26 protein-coding genes and 1 pseudogene are annotated in these 24,555 nt (G+C 66.8%); 15 read left to right on the top strand and 12 right to left on the bottom strand.

The window, feature by feature from the left end; genetic code table 11:
- The 6 genes from G6020_RS15025 to G6020_RS15000 all read left to right on the top strand — a co-directional run.
- The coding region (locus G6020_RS15025; RefSeq protein WP_182611164.1) for an AMP-binding protein at positions 1 to 1,221 on the top strand (1,221 nt) is incomplete at its 5' end.
- Entirely contained in the window at positions 1,218 to 2,798 is a 1,581-nt protein-coding gene (locus G6020_RS15020; RefSeq protein ID WP_241732753.1) for a sodium:solute symporter, read from the top strand. The genes G6020_RS15025 and G6020_RS15020, both read left to right, overlap by 4 nt.
- Positions 2,791 to 3,273, top strand: coding sequence for a hypothetical protein (locus tag G6020_RS15015; RefSeq protein ID WP_241732752.1), 483 nt, complete (start codon positions 2,791 to 2,793; stop codon positions 3,271 to 3,273). The genes G6020_RS15020 and G6020_RS15015 overlap by 8 nt, the downstream gene beginning before the upstream one ends.
- Before the next feature lie 102 nt (positions 3,274 to 3,375).
- On the top strand, positions 3,376 to 3,897 hold the full coding sequence (locus G6020_RS15010) for a DUF6328 family protein (RefSeq protein ID WP_182611163.1): 522 nt from the start codon (positions 3,376 to 3,378) through the stop codon (positions 3,895 to 3,897).
- 100 nt (positions 3,898 to 3,997) lie between these two features.
- Positions 3,998 to 4,348, top strand: a complete 351-nt coding sequence (locus tag G6020_RS15005; RefSeq protein ID WP_182611162.1) for a hypothetical protein — start codon at positions 3,998 to 4,000, stop codon at positions 4,346 to 4,348.
- 25 nt (positions 4,349 to 4,373) lie between these two features.
- Positions 4,374 to 4,898 (top strand): hypothetical protein, encoded by a 525-nt coding sequence (locus G6020_RS15000; protein WP_347238395.1) that lies wholly within the window; start codon positions 4,374 to 4,376, stop codon positions 4,896 to 4,898.
- Between the two features lie 44 nt (positions 4,899 to 4,942).
- Here G6020_RS15000 and G6020_RS14995 read toward each other — a convergent pair whose 3' ends face one another.
- The 3 genes from G6020_RS14995 to G6020_RS14985 all read right to left on the bottom strand — a co-directional run bounded on the left by G6020_RS14995 (position 4,943) and on the right by G6020_RS14985 (position 9,102).
- Positions 4,943 to 5,473, bottom strand: coding sequence for a GIY-YIG nuclease family protein (locus G6020_RS14995; protein ID WP_182611161.1), 531 nt, complete (start codon positions 5,471 to 5,473; stop codon positions 4,943 to 4,945).
- A gap of 85 nt (positions 5,474 to 5,558) precedes the next feature.
- Positions 5,559 to 8,273, bottom strand: a complete 2,715-nt coding sequence (locus G6020_RS14990) for an ATP-dependent DNA ligase (RefSeq protein ID WP_182611160.1) — start codon at positions 8,271 to 8,273, stop codon at positions 5,559 to 5,561.
- A gap of 445 nt (positions 8,274 to 8,718) precedes the next feature.
- Positions 8,719 to 9,102 (bottom strand): zinc-binding dehydrogenase, encoded by a 384-nt coding sequence (locus tag G6020_RS14985; RefSeq protein WP_017835832.1) that lies wholly within the window; start codon positions 9,100 to 9,102, stop codon positions 8,719 to 8,721.
- 203 nt (positions 9,103 to 9,305) lie between these two features.
- Here G6020_RS14985 and G6020_RS14980 point away from each other — a divergent pair, with 203 nt between their 5' ends.
- Positions 9,306 to 9,683: a hypothetical protein gene (locus tag G6020_RS14980; RefSeq protein ID WP_182611159.1), complete on the top strand. Its 378-nt coding sequence runs from the start codon at positions 9,306 to 9,308 to the stop codon at positions 9,681 to 9,683.
- 5 nt (positions 9,684 to 9,688) lie between these two features.
- Positions 9,689 to 9,931, top strand: coding sequence for an RES domain-containing protein (locus tag G6020_RS14975; RefSeq protein WP_182611158.1), 243 nt, complete (start codon positions 9,689 to 9,691; stop codon positions 9,929 to 9,931).
- A 121-nt stretch (positions 9,932 to 10,052) separates the two neighbouring features.
- Here G6020_RS14975 and G6020_RS14970 read toward each other — a convergent pair whose 3' ends face one another.
- The 3 genes from G6020_RS14970 to soxR all read right to left on the bottom strand — a co-directional run bounded on the left by G6020_RS14970 (position 10,053) and on the right by soxR (position 12,363).
- Positions 10,053 to 10,610, bottom strand: coding sequence for a hypothetical protein (locus tag G6020_RS14970; RefSeq protein WP_194306162.1), 558 nt, complete (start codon positions 10,608 to 10,610; stop codon positions 10,053 to 10,055).
- A gap of 80 nt (positions 10,611 to 10,690) precedes the next feature.
- Entirely contained in the window at positions 10,691 to 11,665 is a 975-nt protein-coding gene (locus G6020_RS14965) for an NADP-dependent oxidoreductase (protein WP_182611156.1), read from the bottom strand.
- Positions 11,666 to 11,913: 248 nt separating this feature from the next.
- Positions 11,914 to 12,363 carry a redox-sensitive transcriptional activator SoxR gene (gene soxR, locus G6020_RS14960; protein WP_182611155.1) on the bottom strand — a complete coding sequence of 150 codons (450 nt, stop codon included), beginning with the start codon at positions 12,361 to 12,363 and terminating at the stop codon, positions 11,914 to 11,916.
- A gap of 93 nt (positions 12,364 to 12,456) precedes the next feature.
- Between soxR and G6020_RS14955 the strand changes: the two genes are divergently transcribed.
- The 3 genes from G6020_RS14955 to G6020_RS14945 are packed head-to-tail and all read left to right on the top strand — an operon-like array spanning position 12,457 to position 15,382.
- Positions 12,457 to 13,095, top strand: a complete 639-nt coding sequence (locus G6020_RS14955) for a DsbA family protein (protein ID WP_182611154.1) — start codon at positions 12,457 to 12,459, stop codon at positions 13,093 to 13,095.
- Positions 13,092 to 14,021, top strand: a complete 930-nt coding sequence (locus tag G6020_RS14950) for an NADP-dependent oxidoreductase (protein WP_241732751.1) — start codon at positions 13,092 to 13,094, stop codon at positions 14,019 to 14,021. Before G6020_RS14955 ends, G6020_RS14950 begins: the two co-directional genes overlap by 4 nt.
- A complete protein-coding gene (locus tag G6020_RS14945) occupies positions 14,018 to 15,382 on the top strand; it encodes an MFS transporter (protein ID WP_206682239.1) in 1,365 nt (454 codons plus the stop codon). Before G6020_RS14950 ends, G6020_RS14945 begins: the two co-directional genes overlap by 4 nt.
- A 52-nt stretch (positions 15,383 to 15,434) precedes the next feature.
- On the opposite strand, the gene mqo is transcribed toward G6020_RS14945, so the two are convergent.
- Positions 15,435 to 16,943, bottom strand: coding sequence for a malate dehydrogenase (quinone) (mqo, locus tag G6020_RS14940; protein ID WP_182611153.1), 1,509 nt, complete (start codon positions 16,941 to 16,943; stop codon positions 15,435 to 15,437).
- Between the two features lie 95 nt (positions 16,944 to 17,038).
- Here mqo and G6020_RS14935 point away from each other — a divergent pair, with 95 nt between their 5' ends.
- Positions 17,039 to 17,968 (top strand): LysR family transcriptional regulator, encoded by a 930-nt coding sequence (locus G6020_RS14935; protein ID WP_182611152.1) that lies wholly within the window; start codon positions 17,039 to 17,041, stop codon positions 17,966 to 17,968.
- A 187-nt stretch (positions 17,969 to 18,155) separates the two neighbouring features.
- On the opposite strand, the gene G6020_RS14930 is transcribed toward G6020_RS14935, so the two are convergent.
- Positions 18,156 to 19,667, bottom strand: coding sequence for an alpha/beta hydrolase (locus G6020_RS14930; protein ID WP_182611151.1), 1,512 nt, complete (start codon positions 19,665 to 19,667; stop codon positions 18,156 to 18,158).
- A 167-nt stretch (positions 19,668 to 19,834) separates the two neighbouring features.
- The gene (locus tag G6020_RS14925) at positions 19,835 to 20,557 is read right to left on the bottom strand and encodes a hypothetical protein (RefSeq protein ID WP_182611150.1); all 723 of its coding nucleotides are present in this window, start codon (positions 20,555 to 20,557) and stop codon (positions 19,835 to 19,837) included.
- A 160-nt stretch (positions 20,558 to 20,717) separates the two neighbouring features.
- On the opposite strand from G6020_RS14925, the gene G6020_RS14920 reads away from it, so the two are divergent.
- Together G6020_RS14920 and G6020_RS14915 are read left to right on the top strand one after the other, a co-directional pair.
- Positions 20,718 to 21,284, top strand: a complete 567-nt coding sequence (locus G6020_RS14920; protein ID WP_206682238.1) for a TetR/AcrR family transcriptional regulator — start codon at positions 20,718 to 20,720, stop codon at positions 21,282 to 21,284.
- A gap of 224 nt (positions 21,285 to 21,508) precedes the next feature.
- The gene (locus G6020_RS14915; protein ID WP_182611148.1) at positions 21,509 to 21,961 is read left to right on the top strand and encodes a nuclear transport factor 2 family protein; all 453 of its coding nucleotides are present in this window, start codon (positions 21,509 to 21,511) and stop codon (positions 21,959 to 21,961) included.
- 109 nt (positions 21,962 to 22,070) lie between these two features.
- Here G6020_RS14915 and G6020_RS17255 read toward each other — a convergent pair.
- A pseudogene (locus G6020_RS17255) lies at positions 22,071 to 22,341 on the bottom strand (decaprenylphosphoryl-beta-D-ribose oxidase); the annotation flags it as partial.
- Between the two features lie 13 nt (positions 22,342 to 22,354).
- On the bottom strand, positions 22,355 to 23,005 hold the full coding sequence (locus G6020_RS14910) for a hypothetical protein (RefSeq protein ID WP_347238394.1): 651 nt from the start codon (positions 23,003 to 23,005) through the stop codon (positions 22,355 to 22,357).
- Between the two features lie 197 nt (positions 23,006 to 23,202).
- Here G6020_RS14910 and G6020_RS14905 point away from each other — a divergent pair, with 197 nt between their 5' ends.
- On the top strand, positions 23,203 to 23,379 hold the full coding sequence (locus G6020_RS14905; RefSeq protein WP_182611147.1) for a hypothetical protein: 177 nt from the start codon (positions 23,203 to 23,205) through the stop codon (positions 23,377 to 23,379).
- Positions 23,380 to 23,509: 130 nt separating this feature from the next.
- On the opposite strand, the gene G6020_RS14900 is transcribed toward G6020_RS14905, so the two are convergent.
- Positions 23,510 to 24,511: a helix-turn-helix transcriptional regulator gene (locus G6020_RS14900; protein WP_182611146.1), complete on the bottom strand. Its 1,002-nt coding sequence runs from the start codon at positions 24,509 to 24,511 to the stop codon at positions 23,510 to 23,512.
- Positions 24,512 to 24,555 lie beyond the last annotated feature (44 nt).

The raw sequence follows: 24,555 nt of genomic DNA, 5'->3' as shown, positions 1-24,555 counted from the left end.
GGCACGGCCCCGGCGACCGAGGCGGGTGCGCTCACCGTGCTGCCGTTGTCGGTGACGGACTCGGCCGACCTCGCCGTCGTCGTCGCGGATACCGGACCCGACGACCCGGCCCTGCTCATCTACACCTCCGGAACCACCGGCCAGCCCAAGGGAGCCCTGCACGGACACCGCGTGGTGCTGGGGCACATGCCCGGAGTGGTCCGCGCGCTCGACGGGTTCCCCCGGAACGCTGCGCCGGGCGAATCGGGCGACGTGTTCTGGACCCCGGCCGACTGGGCGTGGGCCGGCGGGCTGCTCGACGTGCTGCTGCCGAGCCTCTACAGCGGTGTACCCGTGGTGGCGTCTGCCCGGCGGCCCAGCCCGGAGACCGTGGAGCACATCCTGCGGCGGCACGGCGTGACCTGCTCGTTCCTGCCGCCGACCATCCTCAAGATGATGCGCGCCTCCGAGGTGGACTACTCGCACACCGGGCTGCGGGCCGCGTTCTCCGGGGGCGAGGCGCTGGGCGAGGCCGTGGCCGAGTGGGCGCGCGAGGCGCTGGGCGTGCAGGTCAACGAGATCTACGGCCAGACCGAATGCAATCTGACGGTGGGCACCTGCCACGCCGAGTTCGCGACCCCGCCCGGCTCCATGGGCCGACCGACGCCCGGTTTCGAGCTGGTGCTGCTGGACGAGACGTCGCGACCGGTCGCCACGGGCGAGGTCGGCGAGGTCTGCGTGCGCCTGCCCAGCCCCAATGCGTTCTTGCGCTACTGGAACGCCCCCGACAAGACGGCGGAGAAGACCGCCGACGGGGTCCTGCACACCGGGGATCTGGCGAGGGTCGACGAGAGGGGGAACTTCTGGTTCTCCGGCCGCAACGACGACCTGATCTCCTCGGCCGGCTACCGAGTGGGCCCCGGCGAGATCGAGGACCAGATCCTGCGCCACGGTGGCGTCGAGATGGTGGCCGTGATCGGCGTGCCGGACGAGCTGCGCGGAGAGGCGATCGTCGCGTACGTCGTCCCCGCCGAGGGGGTCAGCGGCACCGACGAGCTGGCCCGCGAGATCCGGGCCCTGGTCAAGGAGCGCCTGGCCTTCTACCAGTACCCGCGGGAGGTGCGCTTCCTCGACGAGCTCCCCACCACCAACACCGGCAAGATCCGCCGCGCCAAGCTGCGGGCCGATCACGCCCGACCGACATCCGACCACGCCCGACCGACCCCTGAGGATCCCTCATGAACAATCCCGTCGTCATAGGCGTCGTTCTCGCCTATTTCGTGCTCATGTTCGCCATCGGCGCGTGGGCCAACACCAAGATGAAGTCGGCCAAGGAGTTCCTCGTCGCGGGGCAGTCCCTGGGCTTCTTCGTGATGGCGATCGCCAGCTTCTCATCCATCCAGTCCGGCTGGGGCATGGTCGGCGGCACCGGGCAGACGTACTCCTGGGGCCTGCAGGCGCTCATCGCCGTGGGCCTGTTCGCGCCGTTCGGGTTCGCCGCCGCCTGGTTCCTCCTGGGGAGCCGGCTCAACTGGATCGGCAAGAAGCACAGCGTCTACTCGGTACCCGACCTCATCCGGGTCTGTTTCCAGGACCGCACCTCCCACGCCACCATGTCGGTCGCGGTGTTCATCGCCTCCGTCGCCTACATGACGGCGCAGGTCACCTCGATCGGCGTGATCATCTCCCTGCTGCTCGGCACCTCGATCGCCACCAGCGCCTGGATCGGCTCGATGGTCGTGGCCGCCTACACGATGGCCGGCGGCATGCTCGCGGCCGTGTGGACCGACCTCGTCCAGGGCGTGCTCATGGTGGTCATGTCCGTGGGGCTGTTCATCTTCGCCGTCCAGGTGGCCGGCGGCTGGCTCCCCATGCTCGACACCATCTCCACCACAAGCGCGGAACTGCTCTCGATCGACGGCGTGCAGGCCCCCACCTACATCTTCGCGTTTGGACTCCTGATCTTCGTGGGTGCGGTGGGCCAGCCGCAGCTGCTCACCAAGTTCCTCATGCTCCGTGACATGACGCAGCTCAAGTGGGGTGCAGCCGTTGCAGGTATCGCCTACGCCATCACCACCCTGTTCTCGGTGGGCATCGGCCTGTCCACCCGATCCATGACCATCACCGGCGACGCCCCCGAGCTCGAGAACATCGACGACACCGCCATCTGGTTCCTCGACTCGGTGACCAATCCGATCGTCGGCGGCATCGCGCTGACCGGCCTGCTCGCGGCCATCATGTCCTCGGCCTCGAGCTTCATCACCATCGGCGCCTCGTCGATGATGCGCGACCTTCCCGGCGCGTTTGGTATCAAGGTGGTCCGCGAGCTGCTGTGGAGCCGGATCGCGAGCCTGACCCTGGTGGTCCTGTCGGTCCTGCTCACCCTGTTCCTCTCCCAGGTGGTGTTCCTGCTCGGCGCGCTGGGCTGGGCCGCCTTCGCCGCAGCGATCGTCGGCCCGGTGGTCATGTCCATCTACTGGCATCGCGCCACGGCCACCGCCGCGACCGTGACCGTGGCGTTCGCGATCCTCGGCAACATGATCATCACCTCGCTGGCCGCGCGGGACATCATCTCCGTCCCGGCGTTCATGCAGGTCGGCGGCATCTCACTGCTCGTGTCGATCCTGCTGTTCTACGTGGTCTCGCTGATGACCTCCAACCGTCACCCCGACGCCACCCTGGAATACCTGTACAGCGGCCGGAGGGCTGGGAGCGATCCGCAGCTCAGCGGCGCGGCTGCCACCCCGACCGCCGCGTCCACCACGACCGCGGCGTCGGCCCCGACCGCCAGGTCCACCGAAAGGAACGACCATGTCTGATCACGCCTCTGATCCCGTCGCACGCGGCGGCGCACTCGACGGCGGTCTCGACCGCTCGCTCGACCCCGCAGACGCTCCCGAGCCCGACCACAAGCGCGCCGGAATCCTGATCCACGCGTTCGTGGCAGTGGCCGCCTTCGCGCTGCTCGGGATGTTCACCGACACGTGGCAGATGGTGTTCATCGCCGTGCCGCTCTTCGCCGTGATCATGATGCTCCTCGGCTCCCTGCACTCCGACGGCTCGTGGGAGAGGGTGTCGACCATCGCGATCGTCGCCTACTGCGCGGGGCTGGGCGTGCTGGTGTTGTGGTCGATCCTCACCGCATCCGGGGACGCCGTGCTCTGGGGCCTGCCGATGTCGATGGGAGTGATCTTCTATCTTCTCTGGCCCTATACCGCAGTGGGCGCGGGCCTGCTCTACGCGCTGGTCTTCGACCGCACCATCGACGAGAAGAGGCTGGCGGCCGCGGCCTGAGCGCCGCCGCCACGTCGTGTGGTCGCTCCCCGGATGTGCCGGGAGCGCTTCCGTCGCCGAGCCGGGCGGACGACGATGGGGGCACGCGGCGAAGGGAGCGACATGGACGTCGAGGGCACCGGGGAACCCCGCGAGGACCTGGCCGTGGAGCGCGACGAGACCGAGGCTCAGCGGATCGACCGCAACTGGATCGAGCTGCTCCAGGAGCTGCGCATCGTCCAGACCGGCGGCCAGGTCCTCACCGGCTTCCTGCTGGTGGTGCCGTTCCAGGACCGGTTCGCGGACATCGGGGGCGGCGGTCGCGCCCTCTACCTGGTGGTCCTGTCGCTCGCCCTCGCCTCGACGGTCGTCCTGCTGGCCCCGGTGATGATCCACCGCGCGGTGTTCCGCTCCCACCGTAAGGACCGGGTGCTGCGACTGTCCGCGACGCTGGCCCGCGTGGGCCTGGTCATGTTGTCGATCGCGTTGGTGGGGCTGGCCGCGCTGGTGTTCTCGCTGGTGCTCGGGACGCTGCCGGGGTTCGCGGCCGGGGCGGCGATGGCGGTTCTCGTGGCGGTCATGCTCTTCGTGGTGCCCGCCCGGGTCCGCCATCACACTGCGACCAACCCGTACGTCGCCGACTGAGCTGCGGGTGTGTCCGGAATGACACGGCGCCTGCCCCTCCTGGTGGGACAATGAGGTCCGTTCCGGCCCGCGACAGCGCAGGGGGAGGTGGCCGTTCCCGATGGCGTCGATGGAGATGTACTCCGGTTCCGTTGCCCGGCAGCAGAACGCTGCCGCCGAGCAGGCCCGCACCCGACTGGACGCAGGTCTGCGGGAGTGGTCAGGCCAACGTGCCGCCCTCACCGCCGATGACCTCGGTCGCAACCCGCTGCGCCGGGTGCCGCGCGGTTGGCCGGAGGGGACGGCCACCCGGGTGGAGGTGGCCTCGAGAGAGGCCTCCGTGATCGACGAGCAGGGCGCGCAGACCGAGGCGTCCCGGTTGCTGTGGTCGGCCACGGCCAAGCTCGTCGGCGCCGGGGTGGCGCTGGCGGTCCCGTTGTCGATCGTGCTCGCGCTGGTGGTGGGGTCATGAGGGCGCTCGGGGGTCGCGCTACCGGGTGGCGGACGCCGTGCTGAGGCTCCTCGTCCCCGTGGTCATAGGCCTGCTGTTCCTGGCGGTGATCGCGGGCTGGTTCTGGTACACCACGTGGCTGGTGCGGTCGGCGATCGACGAGCTCGCCCATCGCCGCAGACTCCTGGCCGGGGTGGATCCGCTACAGGTGACGGCCAAGAAGGCGACCGCGTCGGTCGAAGCGGCCCACGACGCGGCGCACAGGGCGCTCTCACTGACAGTCGAGTCCTGGTACGACCTGCGGGAGAGCCGGGCGGTGGGGACGGCACTGGTCGAGAGGTTCCCCAAGATCGAGGAGAGGGCAGCGCGGGACCCGGAATTCCTGGACGTCCTTGAGGATGCTGACGCGCTGCTCAACGATCCCCGGCCGGTATCGGAGGCGATCGACGACCTTCTGGTGCGCACCGCCCGGATGGATGAGCTGAACCTGCGGCTCAGGCACCTGGTTCACCAGTACGACGCGGCGGGCAGGCGGGGATTTGGGCGCTTCTTCCCGCAGGGTCGGCAGTAGTCGCGCTGCGCGTGAGGTGAAGCACGAGAATAGTCTGCTCGTGCTCACGCGCTGGTGTTGTACGCGGTGCGCGCGGCCAGGACGATGTCGCGAATCTGGCCGGTGGCATGGTCGAGGTTCAGCGGGGGCGCCCATCGCTTTATGGCGGACGGTTCGATCGCTGCAGGATCGGGATGCTCGCACCAGGAAAGGTGAAGGTGGGTGCGCATCCAGTCCGTGAGCCGGGCCTCGTCCGGGGCGATCAGCACGACGCGGTCAGTGCGTTCGGCGCGGTAACCGTGCTCAGTCAGCAGCACGCCGGCGAGGGTGCGGCGCAGGGTCGAGCTTCCGCTACTCCGAAGGTGGTTACCGATGATCCGTCGCCGCAGGTTCGAAGCTTTCCCGATGTAGAGCATCCGCAGGTCGTTGTTGTCCGGATGAGCGGGGCCGGGGAGCTGCGGCAGTATCTCTGGGGCCGCCCACCACGCGTATAGCCCGGGTGCCGCGGGCAGCGTGGAGAGGTCGCTGAGCGAGTGGGTGGCGGAACCCAGGGCGGAGATAGTGGCGGCCGGGCTCTGTGGATCAGGGGCGGTCACGTGCGGGGGCTTCCCTTCCCAGCGCGGCGAGGTGCCGCGAACCGGTCAGGGCGGTTCACGGACGGCGGGCGATCGGGACCGTGCCTCACAGGTCCCCCGGCAGCTTGTCGCGCCGGATGTCCCGCCACGACGACTGCCGCAGCACCCCGTCCTCGGTGAACCCCTGGTGCCGGACCTCCACCACGAGCTTGGGCAGCACCCAGATGGCGTCACGACGGGCGTCGGACGGCAGGTCCTCGAGGAACGGACTCGAGCGGCGGCGCAGGGGCTCGAGCTCCTCGAGCAGAGCCTTGCCCTGTCGGTCGGAGAAGCCGGTGCCCACGCGGCCGATGTAGGTGAGCCCGGTCTGTGCGGGCAGCCCGAGCAGCAGTGAACCGAGTGAACCGGAACGCCCACCCTTGCCCGGTCGCCAGCCGCCGATGACGGCCTCGGTGGTGGTGAGCAGCTTCTCCTTGAGCCACGTCTTGGCCCGCCTGCCCGACTGGTAGTGCGAGTCCCGGCGCTTGGCCACGATGCCCTCCCAGCCGAACTCCTCTGCCTCGTCCAGTGCGCGGTCGCCGGGGCCGTCGAGCACTCCTGGCACGTGCACTCGCTCGACCTTTTCCAGTGCCGGCGTCAAGAGGTCCAACACCTCGCGACGCCGATCCCACCGCTCGCGGCGGAGGTCCACGCCATCGAGTCCCAGCACGTCAAAGACGAACAGGTGCACCGGGCCGATCGACGGGTCGTCACCTTCCGCGGCGGCCTGTTTGGCGAGTGCGGAGAACTCGGGCACGCCGTCCGTGCCTGGCACCACGAGTTCCCCGTCGAGCACCGCGGGTTTCCCGATCGCCTGCGCCAACCCGGGGAAGCCGTCGGCCAGCCAGTCCATCGGGTTGCCGTTGCGGCTCATCAACCGACTACGCCGGCCATCGGTCGCCACGGTCACGCGGTAACCGTCCCACTTACCCTCGAAGGCCCACTTGTCCTCGGGCAGGGATGTCACCGACCCAGAGGTGGGGATCATCGGCAGTGGGGGAGCGTCGGGTCGGTCGGCCATGTCGGAGTCGCGTGCCGGCTCATCGTCCGAGCTGCGGCCAGACGACGTGCTCGAGCCGCGGCCTGACGCCTTGCCCGACCCACCGGATCGATCATCGTCTGAAGGGTAGGACGACTTCGGGTTGTCGCGGCCCCCGTAGAAGGAGTCCGGCGACTGGTCCTTCATGTACTGCACGATCCACTGGTTCTTCTCGGCGTTCGTGCGCACCAGCACGTACCGACCGGAGACCTTGTCGCCGTTGAGCCACACGATGATCTCGTCCTCGCGCCACTTCTCGCACTCGTAGGTTCCGCGGTCCCAGACGGTCATGGTCCCGGCGCCGTATTCGCCCTTGGGAATGGTGCCCTCGAACGTCTCGTAACCCAGCGGGTGGTCCTCGGTGTTGACGGCCAGGCGCCGGTCCTTGGGTTCGGTGGGCAGGTTCTTGGGCACGGCCCACGAGGCCAGCACTCCGTGATGCTCCAGCCGCAGGTCAAAATGCAGGCGGCGGGCGTGGTGTTCCTGGATCACGAAGATCGGGCCGTCGCCGTCGGAGCGGTCGGTGTCGACCTCGCCGTCGAACGGCTCCGGGGTCTTGCGACGATCGCGCTTGCGGCGGTACTCGTCGAGGCTGGTCACCACGGCGTCGGCGTCGGTGGGGCCGGCGTCGCAACCCTCCTCGACCGCGGCGCGGATCGAGTCGTCGTCGTCGGGATCGGCACTACCAGAACCAGAACCGCGGGAATCGGCGCTGTCGGAATCTGAACCGCCGCGCTCGGGGTCCCCGTCATCCGACGACGACGAGCTCTTCTTGCTGCTCCCCGACTTCTTCTCCCGCGATGCCGGTGACTTCCTGGCGGGAGTCTTCGTGGCGGCATCCTTCTTTGACGCGCCGCCCTTCTTCGCGGGTCCCTCCAGGCCTTCGAGCAGGTCGCCCTCGGACTCCAGTCGCTTGAGCATCTCGTCCCAGTGCAGGTGCTTGAGCCCGCCGTCGCCGAGTTCCTCCCACGACCGAGGGGCCGCGACCCACGGCTCGGCGCGGCCGCGAAGTGAGTAGGGCGCCACGGTGGTCTTGGCGCCACTGTTCTGGCTCCAGTCCACGAACACCTTGCCGTCGCGGATGGAGCGCTTCATGGTGGCGGTGACCAGGTCCGGGGTCTGCTTGGCCAGGGACTGAGCGATCTGCTTGGCCACCGCGGAGGCGCCCTTGGAGGAGACGGCCTTGTCCAGGCGGGCGTAGAGGTGGATGCCCTTGGAGCCGCTGGTCACGGCGTAGGAGTCCAGGCCCGCCTCGGTGAGGAGATCTCGGACGCGCAGGGCGACCTTCGCCGTCGTATCCAGGTCGACGTCCTGGCCGGGGTCCAGGTCGATGACGATCCGCCTGGTCCGCCCCGGCTCGCCGTCGGACAGGGTCCACTGCGGCACGTGCAGCTCGAGCGCGGCCTGCTGGGCGAACCAGGCCAGCGTGGCGGGGGAGTCGAGCACCGGGTAGGTGACGGTGCGCGAGGAGTGCTCGATCGCCACTCGCGACACCCAGTCGGGCGCGTGGGAGGGCAGGTTCTTCTCGAAGAACGACTTGTCCTCGGTGCCGTCGGGCCAGCGCTTGCGCGTCACGGGACGCTGGCCGGCGTACGTCATCAGGTGCGGCGCCACGGCGAGGTAGTACTCCAGCACGTCGGCCTTGGTGGTGCCGGTCGCGTCGTAGAGCACCTTGTCGGGGTGGGTGAACCTAATGGTCCGCCCGTCGACCTCGACGGATTCCTTCGCGCTCTTGCTCGCCATGGGTCCACTCTGGCACTCGAGTCGGACACTGGCGACCGGCTGCGGTATTCGCGCGGTTACCTAACTGCGCCGTCTAGAAGCGGCGCCTCGCGACTGCGCTCAATCCGGTCGGATCGGGTTGGAGATGGTGCATTGGTCGCCGCCTGTTCAGGCCGATCGAAGTCGGGGCCACTCATCGGCCGCCGGGCCAGCCGGCCATCGAGTTGGCGTTGTTCCTGGAATGCGGTGGAGTATCGTGAGGTGTGAGCGCGGCACCGTGGGTGTCGGGCGAGTCGCAAGGCCAGGTGCACCTGGGGCAGACCGGGACCCTGGCCTTACGCATGTCCGGAGTCGCGGACACCTCGAATAGTCGCTACGTGGCCTGCTCTTGCGGCCTCGTTGCGCACGTCGCCTGCTCCCCAGTAGAGAAGGTAAGGCTCTAGGCGACCCGTGATTGGCCCGTGCCTCACCGCGTGAAGTCGATGACCAACCGCCCCCGCGTCCCACCGGATTCGAGCCGCTCATGCGCCCGCCCCGCGTCATCGGGTGCGTAGCTGTCCGCAACGCGGCGTGTCACCACGCCGTCTTCCGCTAACTGCCGCAGTTCGTCGAGCTTGGCCTGCTCCTCAGCCATGACAGCCACGCTCACGGCATGAACCTTCAGGTCGCGGCTGCCGTCGCCCTGGTACCACCGCACCGTCGCCACGCCCCCGCCGGTCTTGACCGCGGGGAGTGCGGCGGCGTCCTGCACGGCTCCATCGAATAGGCCGTCGACCCCGTCGGGGTAGCGCTCGAGGATGCGGTCGGCGACGAAGACCCCGCTGATCGGGGCGATAGCGCCGCCTGGCACGTCGGTGTGGGTTGTTGGGTCTATGTGACGACGACGAGCCCGCCCTCTACCGGCTGACTTCTCGGCGCGGGTGGGGCGCGAGGGCCGCGAACGACTCATGGCCGAGTGACAGCGAGTGCTCTCGGCGCCCTGACACAAGGCGGGCATTTATGGGACATTGGAGGGATAAGAGAAGCGCGTCATCTTAGTGGGGAGCTACGGAAATGGCCACGGACACCAATGCAGGAGCTCGGTCGAGCGCGGCGCACCGCAGCGCCGTGACAGGGTCGATGCAGGACATCGCCCGCTTCCTGATCGATCACCTTGGCTCAGCGCTAACAGCGCACATCGCCGGGGTGGACCGGCGTACCGTCAGTCGCTGGGCTGAGGGGGCTGCAGCTCGCGCATCAGGAGAGGCGAATCTACGAGTCGCATTCCAGGTCTTCCAGCTGATCCAGACTGTCGATGCGCCGCAAACGGTGCGCGCGTGGTTCATGGGTATGAACCCGCAACTCGACGACGTCTCACCGGCGGAGGCGCTCGCAGACGGCCAGCACCGCGAGGTCATGGCCGCGGCCCGGGCGTTCGTGGCCGGTGGTTGAGGTTGATGGCGACTTCCCATCTCTCTGGGCCGGCTGTGGTTCATCCGCCGGCCAGCTTGTACCGAGTGGTCCGGCGTGGGCGCGAACTCGACCACTCTCGGATCAACGCCGCGGACGCCGCGCTCACCCGTTCGGGCAACCGCTTCGATGTGGCAGGCGGGGGCGTGCTGTATTTCGGTTCTGACGAGGCCGGCTGCTTTGCGGAGACGCTCGCGCGCTTTCGGCCTACAGCTGCGATGCGGGGGTGAGGGCCCCGAGTGACGACGACGGCAACACGTTGCCCCGCCGTCGCGGACACCCGCTCCGCGCACGGACGTGGAACGCGGAGCGCGGTCAGCCCCTGTGTAACAGCTGCATCGACGTCGCCGGTCAGGCGTGGCTATTGATGAGGTCGTCCATTGACCGCCCCGATTGTCTCGACCACAGGCTGAACACCGCGCTGGTCGTGGCCGCGGCCGCGTAGAGGGCGGACGCCAGCCCGTGCTCGCCGATCACGGTGCGCATGCCGGAGGCAGCGTCGCAGTCGAGCAGGACCGCATCGCACAGGCCGGCCATGCCGTCTGGGGCGTCAGGAAGCCGTGCGCTGTCGCCGACCTTGGCGATGACGGCGGCGGGCAGCTCCGGCGCCACCGACTGGGCGAGCTGGGCGAAGCGGGAGGCCACGGTCAGGGCGTCGGGGATCGGTGGGGGAGAGGCATCAGCAGTCATCTCCAGTACCTCGAGGAGCTCGCCGGCGGCAGACGTGTCGCCCCGTGCATGCGCGTCTAGAACGGCCCGAACCTGCTCGACGGCGGCTTTGTGGCGCTGCTGTGCGCGTTCCATCCCGGCGGTGAGGTCGGCGACCGACGCGGTTCGCACATCGACGCCCTCGCGGACCAGGAGCGGCGCGAAACGCTCGAACTGTGCGCGCGGTTCAGAGGAAGCCATGGCTCCATTGTGTTCCCTCGAGATGAACAGCCCCGCGGCGCGGTGCACATCACCGATCCGCGAGGCGACGTGCCCGTGCCTCACCTCGTGAAGTCGATGACCAGCCGTCCGCGCGTTCCGCCGGCTTCGAGCCGCTCGTGGGCCCGCCCCGCGTCTGCGGGCGAATAGCTGTCCGCCACACGGAGGGTGACCACGCCGTCTTCCGCCAGCTGCCGCAGCTCGTCGAGCTTGCCCTGCTCCTCGGCCATGTCCGCCACGCTCACGGCATGGACCTTCAGGTCCCGGCTGCCGTCGCCCTGGTACCACCGCACGGTCGCGACGCCTCCACCGGTCTTGACCGCGGGGAGTACGGCGGCGTCCTGCACGGCTCCGTCGAAGAGTCCGTCGACCCCGTCGGGGTAGAGCTCGAGAATGCGGTCGGCGACGCCGTCTCCTCGCCTGACTATTCTGTCGGCGCCGAGCGACCGGACAAGCTCTTCGTCCGCCTCGGACGCATCGGCAACAACTGTGAGGCCGGCCTGCTTGGCCAACTGCACGACGTAGCCACCGGTCGATCCGGCGGCCCCGGTGACCGCAAGAGTCTGTCCGGGCTGCAGGTCGAGGAGGTCGAGAGCGCGCCGAGCGGTGAGGCCGTTCATCGGAAGCGTCGACGCGGCGACGTCGTCGGAACCGCGGGGTACGGCGGCGATCGACTGCGCAGGCAGGACGATGTCCTCGCGATACGCACCGTGCTCGTCGCGGGGTACCACGATCCCCATCACCCGGTCGCCGACCGACAGGGAGGTCGTCGCCTCCTCACCGATCTCGACCAGTGTTCCCGCGATGTCCATGCCCGGGACGTCTGCGGCTCCGCGCGGAGTTCCGGTCTTCGACCGAGAACCGTTGCGCGTGTAGGTGTCAGTGGGGTTGACGGTTGCGGCGGTGACGCGCACGCGAACCTCGGTGGCCCCAAGTTCCTGGATGGGAACGTCAACGACCTGCAGAGCGTCTGGGCCCCCGTAGGTCGTCACTCCGACGGCGCGGACGGACTCAGTTGCAACGCTCACTTTTCTCATTCCCGCAGAACTTTTGGGTTGTTCCGCCTAATCGTCGACCCGCTCATCTGACTAAATTCAGGCTACAAGGTGGGGCCGTAGAGGATCGGCCGGCGAATTCGAGCACGTGGCCAGCGGCTGTTCCGATCCGGATGTCCTCGGACCTTGCCATCGGGCGCGGCCTTCGTTGTGAGCAGGCCGATCGGCACGAGGCGCTTTGAGGGACACGAGGCGCTTTGAGGCTGGATTTGGCCGCAGCAGCCCCGGGCTCAAGGGAACCGGAGTGCGCCTTGGCCTTTCGCGCCAAGGATGTCGTCCGGGTTGGAGTACGGGCAGGACTTGAGCGAGAGGCAGCCACATCCGATGCAATCGGAGAAGCGGTCCCGAAGCGCGGTGAGGTGGTCGATCCTGTCGTTGAGGTCGTCGCGCCACTGGCGGGAGATACGGGCCCATTCCTTCTTGGTGGGCAGGCCTTCGTCGGGGAGCTGATCGAGCGCGTCCTTGATGCGGTCGAGCGAGATGCCGACTCGTTGCGAGGCTCGGATGAATGCGAGAACGCGCAGGGTGTCCCGCCGATACTCACGACGGTTTCCGGCGGTCCGCCGGCTCTGGATGAGACCCAGCGATTCGTAGTAGTGCAGCGTGGACACGGCCAGGCCCGCCCGCTCGGCGATCTGTCCGGGCTTGAGCCAGACAACGTCATCATGAACCTGCGGCATGTGCTGTGACCTCTCCGAATCCACGCTTGACATCAAGTGGACTTGACGTAGTCCACTCTATCTCAAGTGACGGACACCAGGACAGGAGCAGAGATGATCGAAGTAGATGTGTGGGCGGATGTGCGGTGCCCGTGGTGTTGGATCGGGCTGCGGCGCTTCCGGCGGGCAGTCGAGATGGTCGAGCAGCCGGTTCTGGTACGTCGACGGAGTTTCCTTCTCGAGCCGAAGGGCCCGGTGAGCCCGGGCCGTCCGACCGTGGAGGTCGCGACGACAGAGTGGGCGATCCCTGCAGAGCAATGGGCCGCCAAGAGTGAGCACATTCGGTCCGAAGGTGCCCTTGAGGGCCTAAGCATCGACGTGGACGGTGCCCTGATGTTCGACTCGGCACTTCTGCACCGGCTGCTCAAGCTCGCCGCCGAAGTACACGGAGTCGATGCTGAGGAGGCATGGGAATCGGCATTCGCCGCGCACTTCGAGCGCACCGAGAAATTGGGCGATCCTGCGGTACTGAGCCGATTGGCATCCCGGTGGGGCGTGGACGGCGTGGAGATCGATCGTGCGCTGGCCGGTGATCGCTTCGCGGCCGAGGTGGCGCGTGACCTCGAGGATGCTCGGCGGCTGTCGATCCACTCGGTCCCGACCGTCATCGCCGCCGATGGTCGGCGGGTCTCCGGGGCCGCGACCGTCGACGAACTGGCCCGATTCCTCGCCACGACTGGTTCCCTGCGATGAACGCGACGATGCGGGCAGCGGCCATCGCTGACTTCGGACCCCCTGAAGTCCTACGGATTCACACTCTCGCTCGTCCCGAGGTACCGGTTGACGGCGTGCTGGTGCGGGTGATCGCCGCTGGCGTCCAACTGACCGACGCTGCCATCCGTGCGGGCTGGACGCCCCCGGGAGCGGTCATTCGTTTCCCCCAGGTTCTCGGGAACGAATTCAGCGGCGTCGTCGAGGCGGTAGGACCGGAGGCGGGGGAATTCGCGTCCGGAGACAGTGTGGCGGGCTTCAACGTACTGGGCTGCTACGCCGAGTACGTCGCAGTGCCGCAGTCGCAGCTGGTAGCCAAGCCAGCCAACGTGACGTGGCGCGCCGCGGGTGCGCTCTCGGCGTCCGGGCAGACCGCGCACACCGCCTTCGAGGACCTCGCTGTGACACCAGGGGAGATCGTGCTGGTTCATGGTGCTGCAGGGGGAGTCGGCACAATATTCACCCAGCTCGCTGTCCGGGCGGGTGCAACCGTGATCGGCACAGCAAGCGAGGTCAATCACGACTATCTTCGCGAGCTGGGAGCAGTTCCCGTCAGCTACGGTCGCGGACAGGCCGAACGCATCCGCGCGATCAGCCCTCATGTCGACGTCGCGTTTGACGCAGCAGGCCACGAGAACCTTCGCACCGCCGTGGACCTGGTCGCCGATCGCGACCGGATCGCGACCATCGTCGACATGGCTCTCGCGCAAGACCTGGGATGCCGGGTCGTGCGAAGCCGCCGCTCCCGAGACCGCTTGGCCAGCTTGATGGACCAGGTTGCACAAGAGGACCTCCACGTCCATATTCGTGCCAGCTACCCACTCGACCACGCCGCAGCTGCCCACCGGGACGTCGAAACGGGGCATGGACGCGGCAAGATCGTCCTGGACATCGGCCGGGCACCGTGACCGAGAGCAGGACCATCCCACCCGAGCGCCTGTGGTCGCCCGATACCCGGCCGTTCATCGCGAGTGTGTTGGCTCTGATGACCTTCATCGCTTTCGAATCCTTCGCCGTCACGACCGTCCTGCCAGTCGCGATGAGCGATCTTGACGGCGCCCAGTGGTACTCGTTCGCCTACGCCGCCACCATCACCGCCGCTCTGGTCGGGATGGTCATCGGCGGGAACTGGGCCGACCGATCCGGCCCTCGCACACCATTGATCGTTGGTGGCGCCTTGTTCCTGGCCGGCCTGGCGATGTGCGTCGTGGCGCCAGATCCAGCGACCTTCATCCTCGGACGGCTCTTTCAGGGACTGGGAGGCGGGATCGACTCGGTGGTCCTCTACGTGCTCATCGCCCAACACATCCCGGAGAATCTCCGTCCGCGAATGTTCGGTCTCCTCACCACAGCCTGGCTCGTGCCCTCACTTGCAGGCCCTGTCGTCGCAGGTGTGCTGACCGACTTCATGAGCTGGCGCGCGGTATTCGGAATCGTCCTGGCCGGGTCGGCTCTCTCCATACTTCGTCTGCTCAGTCTCACCGCCCCGAACGATCATCCGCGCCGTCTGACGTCGCAGCCTGTCGTAGGCCGCAAAGGCGCTCTCTCCATCGTCGCGGCAGCGCTGCTGATCACCCTCCATGCCGGCGGGCAAGTGAACCAGCCGGCCTCGGCCGTCATCGTCGTCGGTGCATTGATCGCTCTGATCGTCGTCGCGCGCGGCATTCTTCCCACCGGCACACTCGTGCTCCGCGGCGCACCGCAACGCCTGGTGGCGCTTCGGGCCATTCTCGGCGCCACGGTCACCTCGACCGACCTCTACCTCACGCTCTACCTCCAGGCTGAACGCGGATTTCCTCCCACTACGGCGGGCCTCGTCATCGCCGTCGGAGCTCTTGGCTGGGGTCTCGGCGCTTGGGTGCAAGGCCGCTTCTCCAGCGAAAGGTCGGCGCACCGTCGACTCATCCTCGCTGCCGGGCCACTCGTCACATTCGGCCCCGCCAGCGTGCTCTCCTACATCGTGGTCGGCCTACCCCTCTGGGTGGTCGTGGTGGGCTGCGTCGTGATGGGCACCGGGATGGGAATGGCCTACCCACGTCTGTCGAGCGCCACCCTTGCCCTCGCGAAAGCGCACGAACGTGGCGAGTACAGCTCAGCACTTCAGACAGGCGAAAGCATGAGCGTGGCCGCAACCACCGCGATGACGGCAGTCGTGCTGACCTCTGCTCTCTCCACCAGCGTGTCCTTCGCCCTGGTGTACGCCATCCTCGTCGGGCTCGCCTGTCTCGCTATCTCGATCGCCTCACTGCGTACGACTGCACACTCATAGGTCAGCGCCGCCGACGCGGGACAACCTCCCTGGACATCGCAGTCAACGTTCGTCAACGGCCGTGGTTCCTCGACTCAAGTTCCAGTGCATGAACAGTTGAGGCGACCGACTCATTGACGGTGCTGGAGTCCCAGTTCGTGCAAGTCTCATATCCGGGGATTGCCTCGCGAACGAGGCTTCTCCAGGATTCCTGCCACTGGACCGGGAAGCACTGCTGGAGCAGGTTGAGCATGATCGGAACTGCCGTCGATGCCCCGGGAGAGGCGCCGAGGAGACCCGCGATGGTCCCGCCGCCGCCGACGACGAGCTCGGTGCCCTGTTGGAGCACGCCAATGCGGCGGTGGTCTGGTGTGACTAGTTGCGCACGCTGCCCAGCGGGAATGAGTTCCCACTGGCTGATGTCTGCTTGGGGGTAGAAGCGCTGCAGCTTGGCGAACTTCTTTCTGGGTCGGGCAGCGAGTTCGCCGAGAAGGTAGCGCACCAGAGACAGGTTCTGGATGAGTGCTGCCGCGATGACGTGCAGGTTGTACCGGGTAAGGGTGGTGAAGAAATCGGTGAGGCGCCCTTCCCTGAGCAGTTTGGTGCTGAACGTCGCGTAGGGCCCGAACATCAAGTGCCCGGACCCGTCGATGACACGCCGGTCGAGATGGGGCACCGACATCGGTGGCGCTCCGATCTCGGCTTGGCTGTACACCTTTGCGTCGTGACGGGCGACTACTTCCGGGGCAGAGCAGCGGTAGAACGCAGCCCCGACGGGCAGCACGGCGTACCCGCGAATCTCGGGGAGACGAGCGCGCTGCAGAAGACGCAATGCCATTCCACCTGCCCCGACGAACACCCGTCGCCCACGGAGCTCGAACCTGCCGCCGTCATGGGTGTGCCCGCCGACGACCCATGCATCATCTGGGGATCGGCGCAGCGAGCGCACCTCGTGCTCGAACAGTATCTGCCCGCCGGCGTCGGAGACGATACGTGTCAATCCTTCTGTCAGTGCTCCAAAGTCGACGTCGGTTCCGCCGAGATGGCGAGTGGCTGCCATCGGCTCGTCACCAGTTCGTCCCTCAACCATCAAGGGCGCCCACTCGCTGATCGTGGCGGGATCCTCGGTGTAGGCCATACCGTCGAACAGGGGATCGCTCCTCAGCGTCTCGAACCGCTTCCGAAGGTAGGCGATGTCGCGGCGACCAAAAACGACGTCCATATGCGGGGTGGCGTGGACAAAGGTGTCCGGGGACAACAGTCCTTTGCGCACCAGATGGGCCCACCACTGGCGGCTGAGGTGAAACTGCTGTGCGATCGTCCACGCCTTGCGACCGTCCGCGGGGTCGGGCATGTAATTGAGTTCGCAGAATCCGGAGTGCCCGGTACCGGCATTGTTCCATGGCCCGCTGCTCTCGGTGGCCAACCCAGTTGCCCTCTCCAGCAGGATGATCCGCCAGTCGGGCTGTAGAACCGCCAGCATCGATCCCAGCGTCGCGGACATGATGCCGCCGCCAATCAAGATGACGTCGGCATCACGCTCCTCGCACGAGCCCGGCCCGGTGTTCGAGACGTTCCCCATGTGACACACGCTCCCCAAATAGAGGTTCAGTGCGTCCAGATTCGTCCGAGACGGTCATTCCGTCCAATGAATGATCAGGGCATTACAATTCGAATATGGATCAGTGGACGAACCGGCTGGCTCCTCAGCTGCGGGCACTTGTGGAACTGGCCGCGTACGACGGACACATGACCCGAGCCGCCGCCGCACTCGGCGTCCCCCAGTCATCGATGAGTCGTCGCATTCACGCTTTGGAAGAGGAACTGCACGTTCCGCTCCTCATCCACGACGGAAGGATCGTCCGCCTCACCGCGGCAGCCGAGCGACTGGCGCAGCAAGCGCGTGAGCCCCTGCGCCAACTGGACCTGGCAATCGATGACGTGACCGGAGAAGCCGATCCCGATCACGGGACCGTACGGTTCGGGTTCCCCCTGACAATGGGATCAGGACGCGTCCCCGATCTACTCGCGAAATTCCGGCACCACCATCCCGGCATCAAGGTGCTCCTCAAGCAGGCACACGGCTCAGCCCTGAGCACGGATCTTCTCGCGGGGAATCTCGACCTGGCAGTCGTCATCCCCGCGCCCGAACGGCTCAGACACGTGCGCATCGGCACCCAGCAGATCCAGGTCGCGGTCCCCGACAATCACCACCTCGCGGCGTTGAAGCGCGTTCGGCTCGCAGACCTCGAGCACGAGACCTTCATCGCCAATCCACCCAGCTACAACCTCCGCCTACTGACCGAGACATGGTGCCGAGAAGCGGGCTACACGCCGGACATCGCTTTCGAGGTAACCGAGTTCGCGACCATTCGTGAGCTGGTCAGCCGCGGTCTCGGGATCGCTCTGCTCCCCCACGACGAACGGACACCTCCGGGACTGACCGAACTGCCACTGGCCGGGCCCCGATACCGCCGAGACGTCACGCTTGCCTGGGGCGCCACAACCGAAGCGCCCCCCACCCGCCGCCTCAGCCGCTTCCTGCTCCACCACTTCGCAAGACAAGACAACGTCGCATCTGCCGAATACGGCCAAGCCGACCGCTGATCGGTTCAGCTGCTGTCACCGAACTCATGACCCGCAACACCTAGCCGGCGGAGGCGGACCCTAAGCGAAGTCGGCGAGCCAGGTCGGAGACAAAGACCTCGTCGGGGTCGACTTGATCCCGTATGGCCTGCCATTCCTTATCGCCCGAGGAACTGGCAGTGAGCCAGGCGCGGTAGGCGGTGGCGAGTCAGAGGCTGCATCGGGATCCGGCGGGCGGCGTCTCGAGGTGGAGTAGGTAGGTGTCGACCACGCGGTCGACGCATTCGCTGCCGCCTACGAGGTAGGCGCCGTGTTGCTTGCCTTCGACGGTAAGCAGGCTTCCGCCAAGGGCATCGGCCAACTCGATGCCCCCTTCGTGCGGGGTGGCGGGGTCGCCGGTGACGGACACGACGAGCGTGTCGGGTAGGTCGGTTGTCCCCTCGAGCCACGGCTGCTCACGGGTGGGCGGTGCGGGCCACGACCCACACTCGTCGTAGTACTGGCCTCTGGTGAGTGCCTCGATGTCGTACATCGGCGCGATCTGCCCATGCTCGCGCGCGGCTGCGGTCCGTTCTTCTCGTGTCAGGCGGGGCCAGTCCATGCAGCGCACGATGGTTTGGGTGTCCAGATCGATCGTGTAGGTGCCGTCCTCGGTACGGCCGTACCAAACGTCGCGCAGAGCAAGCATGTCGTCGGGATTTCCCCTGTCGAGCTCGGACAGGGCAGAGATGATCGTGGGCCATGTGGCCTCGGAGTACAGCCCTGAGCTGATCCCGTTGTAGACGTCCCAGATGTTCACCTCTCGGCCGTCCGTGCTTCGAGCCGGCGAGTCGACCAACGGTTCGACGATCTCGTGCAGGCGCTCGTTCACCGCTGTGGGATCGACGCCGAGCACACAGTCACTCGATTGCGCACACAGTGCGGCGAGGTCGTCGAAGCGGTCCTGAAAGTTTGCGAACTGGGCCGCGCGCAACTGTGTCGGTGTCATCTCTGGGGAAACAGCACCGTCCAGTACGACTGCACGGACGTTCTCGGGATACCTCTCGGTGTACATCGCGCCGATCTCGGAGCCGTAGCTGTAGCCGAGGAACGTCAGTTTCTCGTCGCCGAGGACCTCGCGCATGAGGTCCATATCGCGAACGATGTTCATCGACCCGGCGTTGACCAGGTTTTCCACACTGCCCGAGCCGTCGATGCAACGTTCGGCGAACTCCGTCGCCTGCTCGGCAGAATTGATGTCGTTGACTACCCCGAAGCGGAGGCCGTTGCCGGTGTCGTACTCCTCGTCTGTGTAGCAGTCCAGCGCCGGGGTGGACCCTCCTATCCCGCGTGGGTCGAACCCGACGATGTCGAAGCGCTCGCTAACGGGGCTTTCCTGCCACAGCGGGGAGGTAGATGCAACGAAGCTGGTGCCGGCACCACCTGGTCCGCCCGGGTTGATCAGCACAGAACCTTCAGATTCACCCGTCGCGGGGATGCGTAGTAGCGCGATCTGCGCCTGGTTACCGTCGGGCTCGTCGTAGTCGATGGGAACCTCGATCGATGAGCATTCCAGAGCAGGGTTGTCGAATAGTTCGGCGTCGACGCCGTTGGTAGCGGTGTCCTCGCACGTGCCCCAGTCGAGTGATTGCTCGAGGTATGCACCCAGTTCGGCATCGGTTTCGGGCTCGGGGGAAGGCGTCGTCGAGGTGCAGGCGGACAGTAGAAGTGCTGCGGTCATGGCCGCAGCGACTCCTGCCGCCGGACGTCTGCTGGGGTTCTGGCTACGGCGCTGCAGTGGCATACGTTTCTCCTCCGTTGGCGCCACTCGTGGGCGAGGGGCCGGTGGGTTCGGGCGATCCCGGGTTCGTTCGGGGTGGTCATTTGTGCCCCGCCCATGTGGGGACGTCATGCCCCCAACCCGTCGGTCTCGACGTCCAGGAGGCGGTGGCGGCGGAAGGTGAGTGCTCGTTCGATAGCGGCAAGACCTGCGGTTACCGTCAGCGCGGAGTTCGCCCATGCCGGCAAGACGACCGGTGAGGTGAACGGCGCGAATCGGTCCGACCAGAGCGGCAGATGGGTGATCAGTTCGAGCGCTTGGGGTGCGAGCAGGACCAGGTTGACCGTCAGCACGATGACCGCGCACACCGACAGTGCGAGGCTCATACGTGGGTGTCGACGCGAGAGGCGGGCGCGCCAGAATTCAGGGGTCCCGGGCGCCGGGTCGAGGCGCCGCTGGCTACCGTCAGCGCGGATCAGGTGAATCCTGTGCATGCCGTATCTGCCCGCGACGACGTCGATGCTATCCGCCCCCAACGGGAATCGGACCGGCATAGCGGACGTCTGTGTATGTTGACCGTCTCGGTAGAGCGAGGCACTGCCCGACGTGTGATCGACGTCCACTGTCGCTGTCGACGTGTCGGACAGGTCGACGAAGAATCGTGTGCGTTGCAAGGTCAACGACGGTCGAAACGGAGGCAACGCCGCGCCCGGAGTCGGAGCAGACATGAACCAGGTCCCTCCATCCTCGAAATCGTCGAGACCGTCCCAGCCGCCATCGCTATCGAGTCCACCGGCGTCGCGGGAAACCCGCCGGGAGGTGCTACCCCGGGGGTCGAGCCAGTCACTCATCTCTTCCCTCCTCTGGCATCGATGCTGCGTAAAGCGATCCAAATCCTTTTTGGCATCAGCATGCTAATTAAAGTAGCACGTCAATGCTAAATGCGGTTACGATGGAGCTATGCCTCAACGAGTAGACCCGGACACGCGCCGGACGCAGGTCGCCGACGCCGTGATCGACGAGATCGCCGCGCACGGTCTGCAGGCGGTCACTCTCGCCCGCATTTCCGCTCGCACAGGCCTGGCGATCGGGAGCATCCGTCACTACTTCGGCAACAACGTCCGTGAGGTCATGCGTTTCACCCTGAGCGTCCTGATCCACCGAGCAGAACACCGCGTCCCGATCCTGTCCGGCGAGCCAGCCGCACGGATCGTGGATGCGATCACCTTCACCGCACCAACCAGCGAGCAGGAACACAGGGAGAACATCGCCCTTGTCGAGTACCGAGTGATGGGACGTGCGGACACCGAGATGGGCGCCGAGATTGCCGCATCGAGCACCGCGGCGAGCACCGCGATCGAATCGCTTCTGCGTGCAGCACTTAGTGACCGCGCCATCGACGAACAAGCTCTTCAGCGCGAGGCACTGGCCATCATCGCCCTGGTCGAAGGCTTCTCGCTCAGCTCTGCCCTTGCTTCCGCCCCGTTACGCGCAGCGGATGTCCGAGCGGTGGCGGAGGCCACCGTGCAACGCATCCGTGATGCTTACCCACCATTGCCCAAGGAACATGGGATCTGATTTGTGCACGTGTCCTGCAAAATCGCTCACGAGACCCACTCCTGGTCTCGATGCCGCGAGAGCCGCGTCTGGGACACCCTGCGAACAGGTGGCAACAGCGGGGCCGTAAGACGCTGCGAGTCATCACCGATGGCGTCGGCCCCGCTGTTCAGCGCTCAGACACGCTCACGCTTCGTGCGACCGAAACGAACAGGCACACAAGAAGTGGAAGAGAGGGCACAACGATGGCAACAAACACAGAGACCTCGCGCGCCGTGGTCGAGCAATTCGTAGAGCGCCTAAGCAGGCAGGACGCCGAGGGTATCCAACAGCTGTTCGCTCGCCAGATCGACTGGTACGTCCCGGGCAGCAAGACATTGCCGTGGACCGGCCGTCGCACCAGGCGTGAAGAAGTCGCTGCCTTCTTCACCACCATGTGGCCTCACTACGTACCGGGTAAAAGCACCGTGACCCTGGAGCGATTTGTTGTCGATGACGGAGACGTGATCTTGCTGGGAACCTTCACCCACACAGTCGCATCGACGGGCACGACCTTCACCACGCCATCGGCAATGCACCTTGTGGTCGAAGACAGCCAACTCGTCCGGATGCACCTGTACGAGGACACCCTCGTCATCGAGCAAGCATTTGAGGCCACGCCTTCTGAAGCTGGGCAGTCTGAAGAGCCGCGACATTAGAAGCCCAGGGCGGTCGCACCAGACTTCGGGCCACCCAGTTCCGTAGAAAGCGCTGATCTCGATCCAGATCCCACTCGACCCAGCAGTGCAGCCAACTTCTGGCATCGATCTCGGTGTGCTTCATCTGCACGCGTGCCCGGACCACGATGCCGGTCAGTCCCATTCCGCCGACCGTCGCCCAGAACAGGTCACGATCGTCGCCGGAGGAGCTCAGTGTGCGGACGGATCCGTCAGCGGTGAGCAGGTCAATGGACTCAACGTGGTTGCCACCCCTATGTGGGATCAATGTGGTGGATACGGTTCAGTACCGTCATATTGACGACGAGTCCGCCTGCATCCTGCGCAGGGTCGCCGTAGCTGCGCCCCAGTCCACGGACCATTCGACTACGGGCCTCAACTACTGCGCCGGAACTGGTGTGCGGCCCGGAGTGCCGCGTCGATGTCGAGATCCCGCCCGCCCAGGAGCGCCTGGGCGGTATCGGCGCTGAGTTCGGGGCATTCGGCGAGCACCCGGTCGAGGAGCTGCGGGTCGGGTGCCGCGCCGGCGGGGCGGCCACCGATGGACATCGTGAGTTGGCTGGTGATCTGTTTGAGTACGGGCTGGCCGCCGAGGAACGGCACGTTCAGGGAGGTGAACCCGTCGTCGCCGTCATAGTCGGCGCGCGTCCAGGTACTGCCGTCGTACCCGTAGATGAAGCCGATCCACGTGCCCTCGGAGTCGATGCGATCGAGGTAGTCGCCGATCGCCTCCGCCCACCACGGGGGACAACCGGACAGGAGGTCGGTCTCGGACTCCCCGAAGTACTCGGCGGCGGAGCGGAAGTACGTCTCGGAATACTCGTGGTCGTGGCCGAGGAGCACTGCACGCCCATCGCCGAGAAAGCGGATGTCGGCCCAGTTGCCGCCGCCGTCGTCGTAGTGCCAGGTGGAGCCGTCCGAGTAGGCGGACTCCGCCCAGCGCGGCCCGTACGCGGCGAGCACCGCCGCCAGTGCGGACCACCGTGGGGCCATGGTGTCGGGGCTGGGAAGATCGATTTCTCTCACGAGTCGATTCTGGACGACGAAAGACCATTGTGGAGGGGTCACTTCAGAAATCGCCATTCACCGTGTCCGACGAACCCCGGGCCGGCGGCGCGGCCTCCGCGATCGCAGTGGCGTACGCCACACCGCTGCTACCATCGGCTGGGCAGGCGCGACCGGCGCCACTCGACCACACGCACCCGCCCGAAAGGACGTCCACCATGGGTTCAGATGCACTCGGATCGCTCGGTTCACTCGCAGTCGGCTCGCTCGCGGCCCCCATCCTGGGATCGCTCGGCCTCGGCTCGCTGCTCCAGGGGGCCAGCAGTGGCACCGGCAGCGGCACCGACTCGCTGACCGGAATGCTGCCCACCGACCTGCTCGGCGGCATCTCCTGACCACACGGTTCCTGACCACACATTCCTGACAACACGGTCTCTCCCGACCGGCTGACACACGCAGAAGACCCCGGACCGCACACGCGGCCCGGGGTCTTCCTGCATCCACACCCCTCTCGAGGATCGCCGTCTATGCAGGCAGAGAGCTGTGGCTCGCCTCGGCCACGCAGCGGATCGCGTCAAGACTGTCCAGGTCACGCAGAAGCGCTTCGCGTGCCAGTGCGGTCCGGTTGGGGACACCGAGTTTCATCAGTGCGGACTCCACGTGAGTCCGGCTGGTGCGGACGGAGATCCCCAGGGCGGCGGCAATCTCGTCGTTGGTCCACCCGCGGGACAGCAGTCCCACCACGTCGAGTTCCCGCGACGTCAGGTGGTCGTCGCCCTCTGCCTGTTGGATGCGGATCAGGACTCCGTCCCCGGCGGGGGCGGTGGTCACGCGCCACCAGCCCCGGAAGCCATCGCGGTGCCGGAAGCCGAGCGCCGTTCCGGTGCGCTGATGTAGCTCCCCGATCCGAGTGATGTCTCTGGCGGTGAACGGACCCTCGGCCATGTCACCCACGCGCACGTCGAGCCTGCCGCGGCCAACCCACACCACGAGGTCTGCGGGGGCGGGTAGCAAGGCCGCCCGGGGATCGGTGAGGGAAGCGATCTCGCTGGCGAGCATCGTCAGCCCCAGCAGGGACTCGTCGCCCAGCGGCCGGCCGTGGGTGGAGCTCAGTGCCAGGAATCCCGGGCGGGGTGTGCCGGGGCGGAGTACGCCGAGGGGAAGCGTCAGTCCCTCGTGAAAGCCGTTGGGCTTGAGCGCCTCCCGGTAGGTGCGCGAGGAGCGGAAGTCGTACGGCAGGTCGATGAACCTCCCCGCCACGCGGTGTTCGGTGATGTAGCGGTGGGCTGGACACTCCGCTGCGTAGGTGGTGGAGATGAATCGGATGGCGTCGCCGGGGTAGTCGAGGTTCACCAGGACCGGGTGCGCCTCACCGGAGGCGGCACGCTGGGGGCCGACGAGCGTGGCGCAGTCGAACCCCAGCCCGTCGCGGACCATGCGCACCGGCTCGTCCAAGGGGGCTTCACCCCGGCCGGCGGCGCGCACGCTGTCGGCGAGACGGACCCACCACGTCATATCCGGCGTCATTCACACCTCCGATCGTCGCAGGCCAGAGCGGGAGAGACATCGGC

Origin of the sequence: Dietzia sp. B19 (genome assembly GCF_014145155.1) — a bacterium.
In the GTDB taxonomy this organism is placed as follows: domain Bacteria; phylum Actinomycetota; class Actinomycetes; order Mycobacteriales; family Mycobacteriaceae; genus Dietzia; species Dietzia natronolimnaea.
This window is presented reverse-complemented; position numbering and strand designations above follow the sequence as displayed.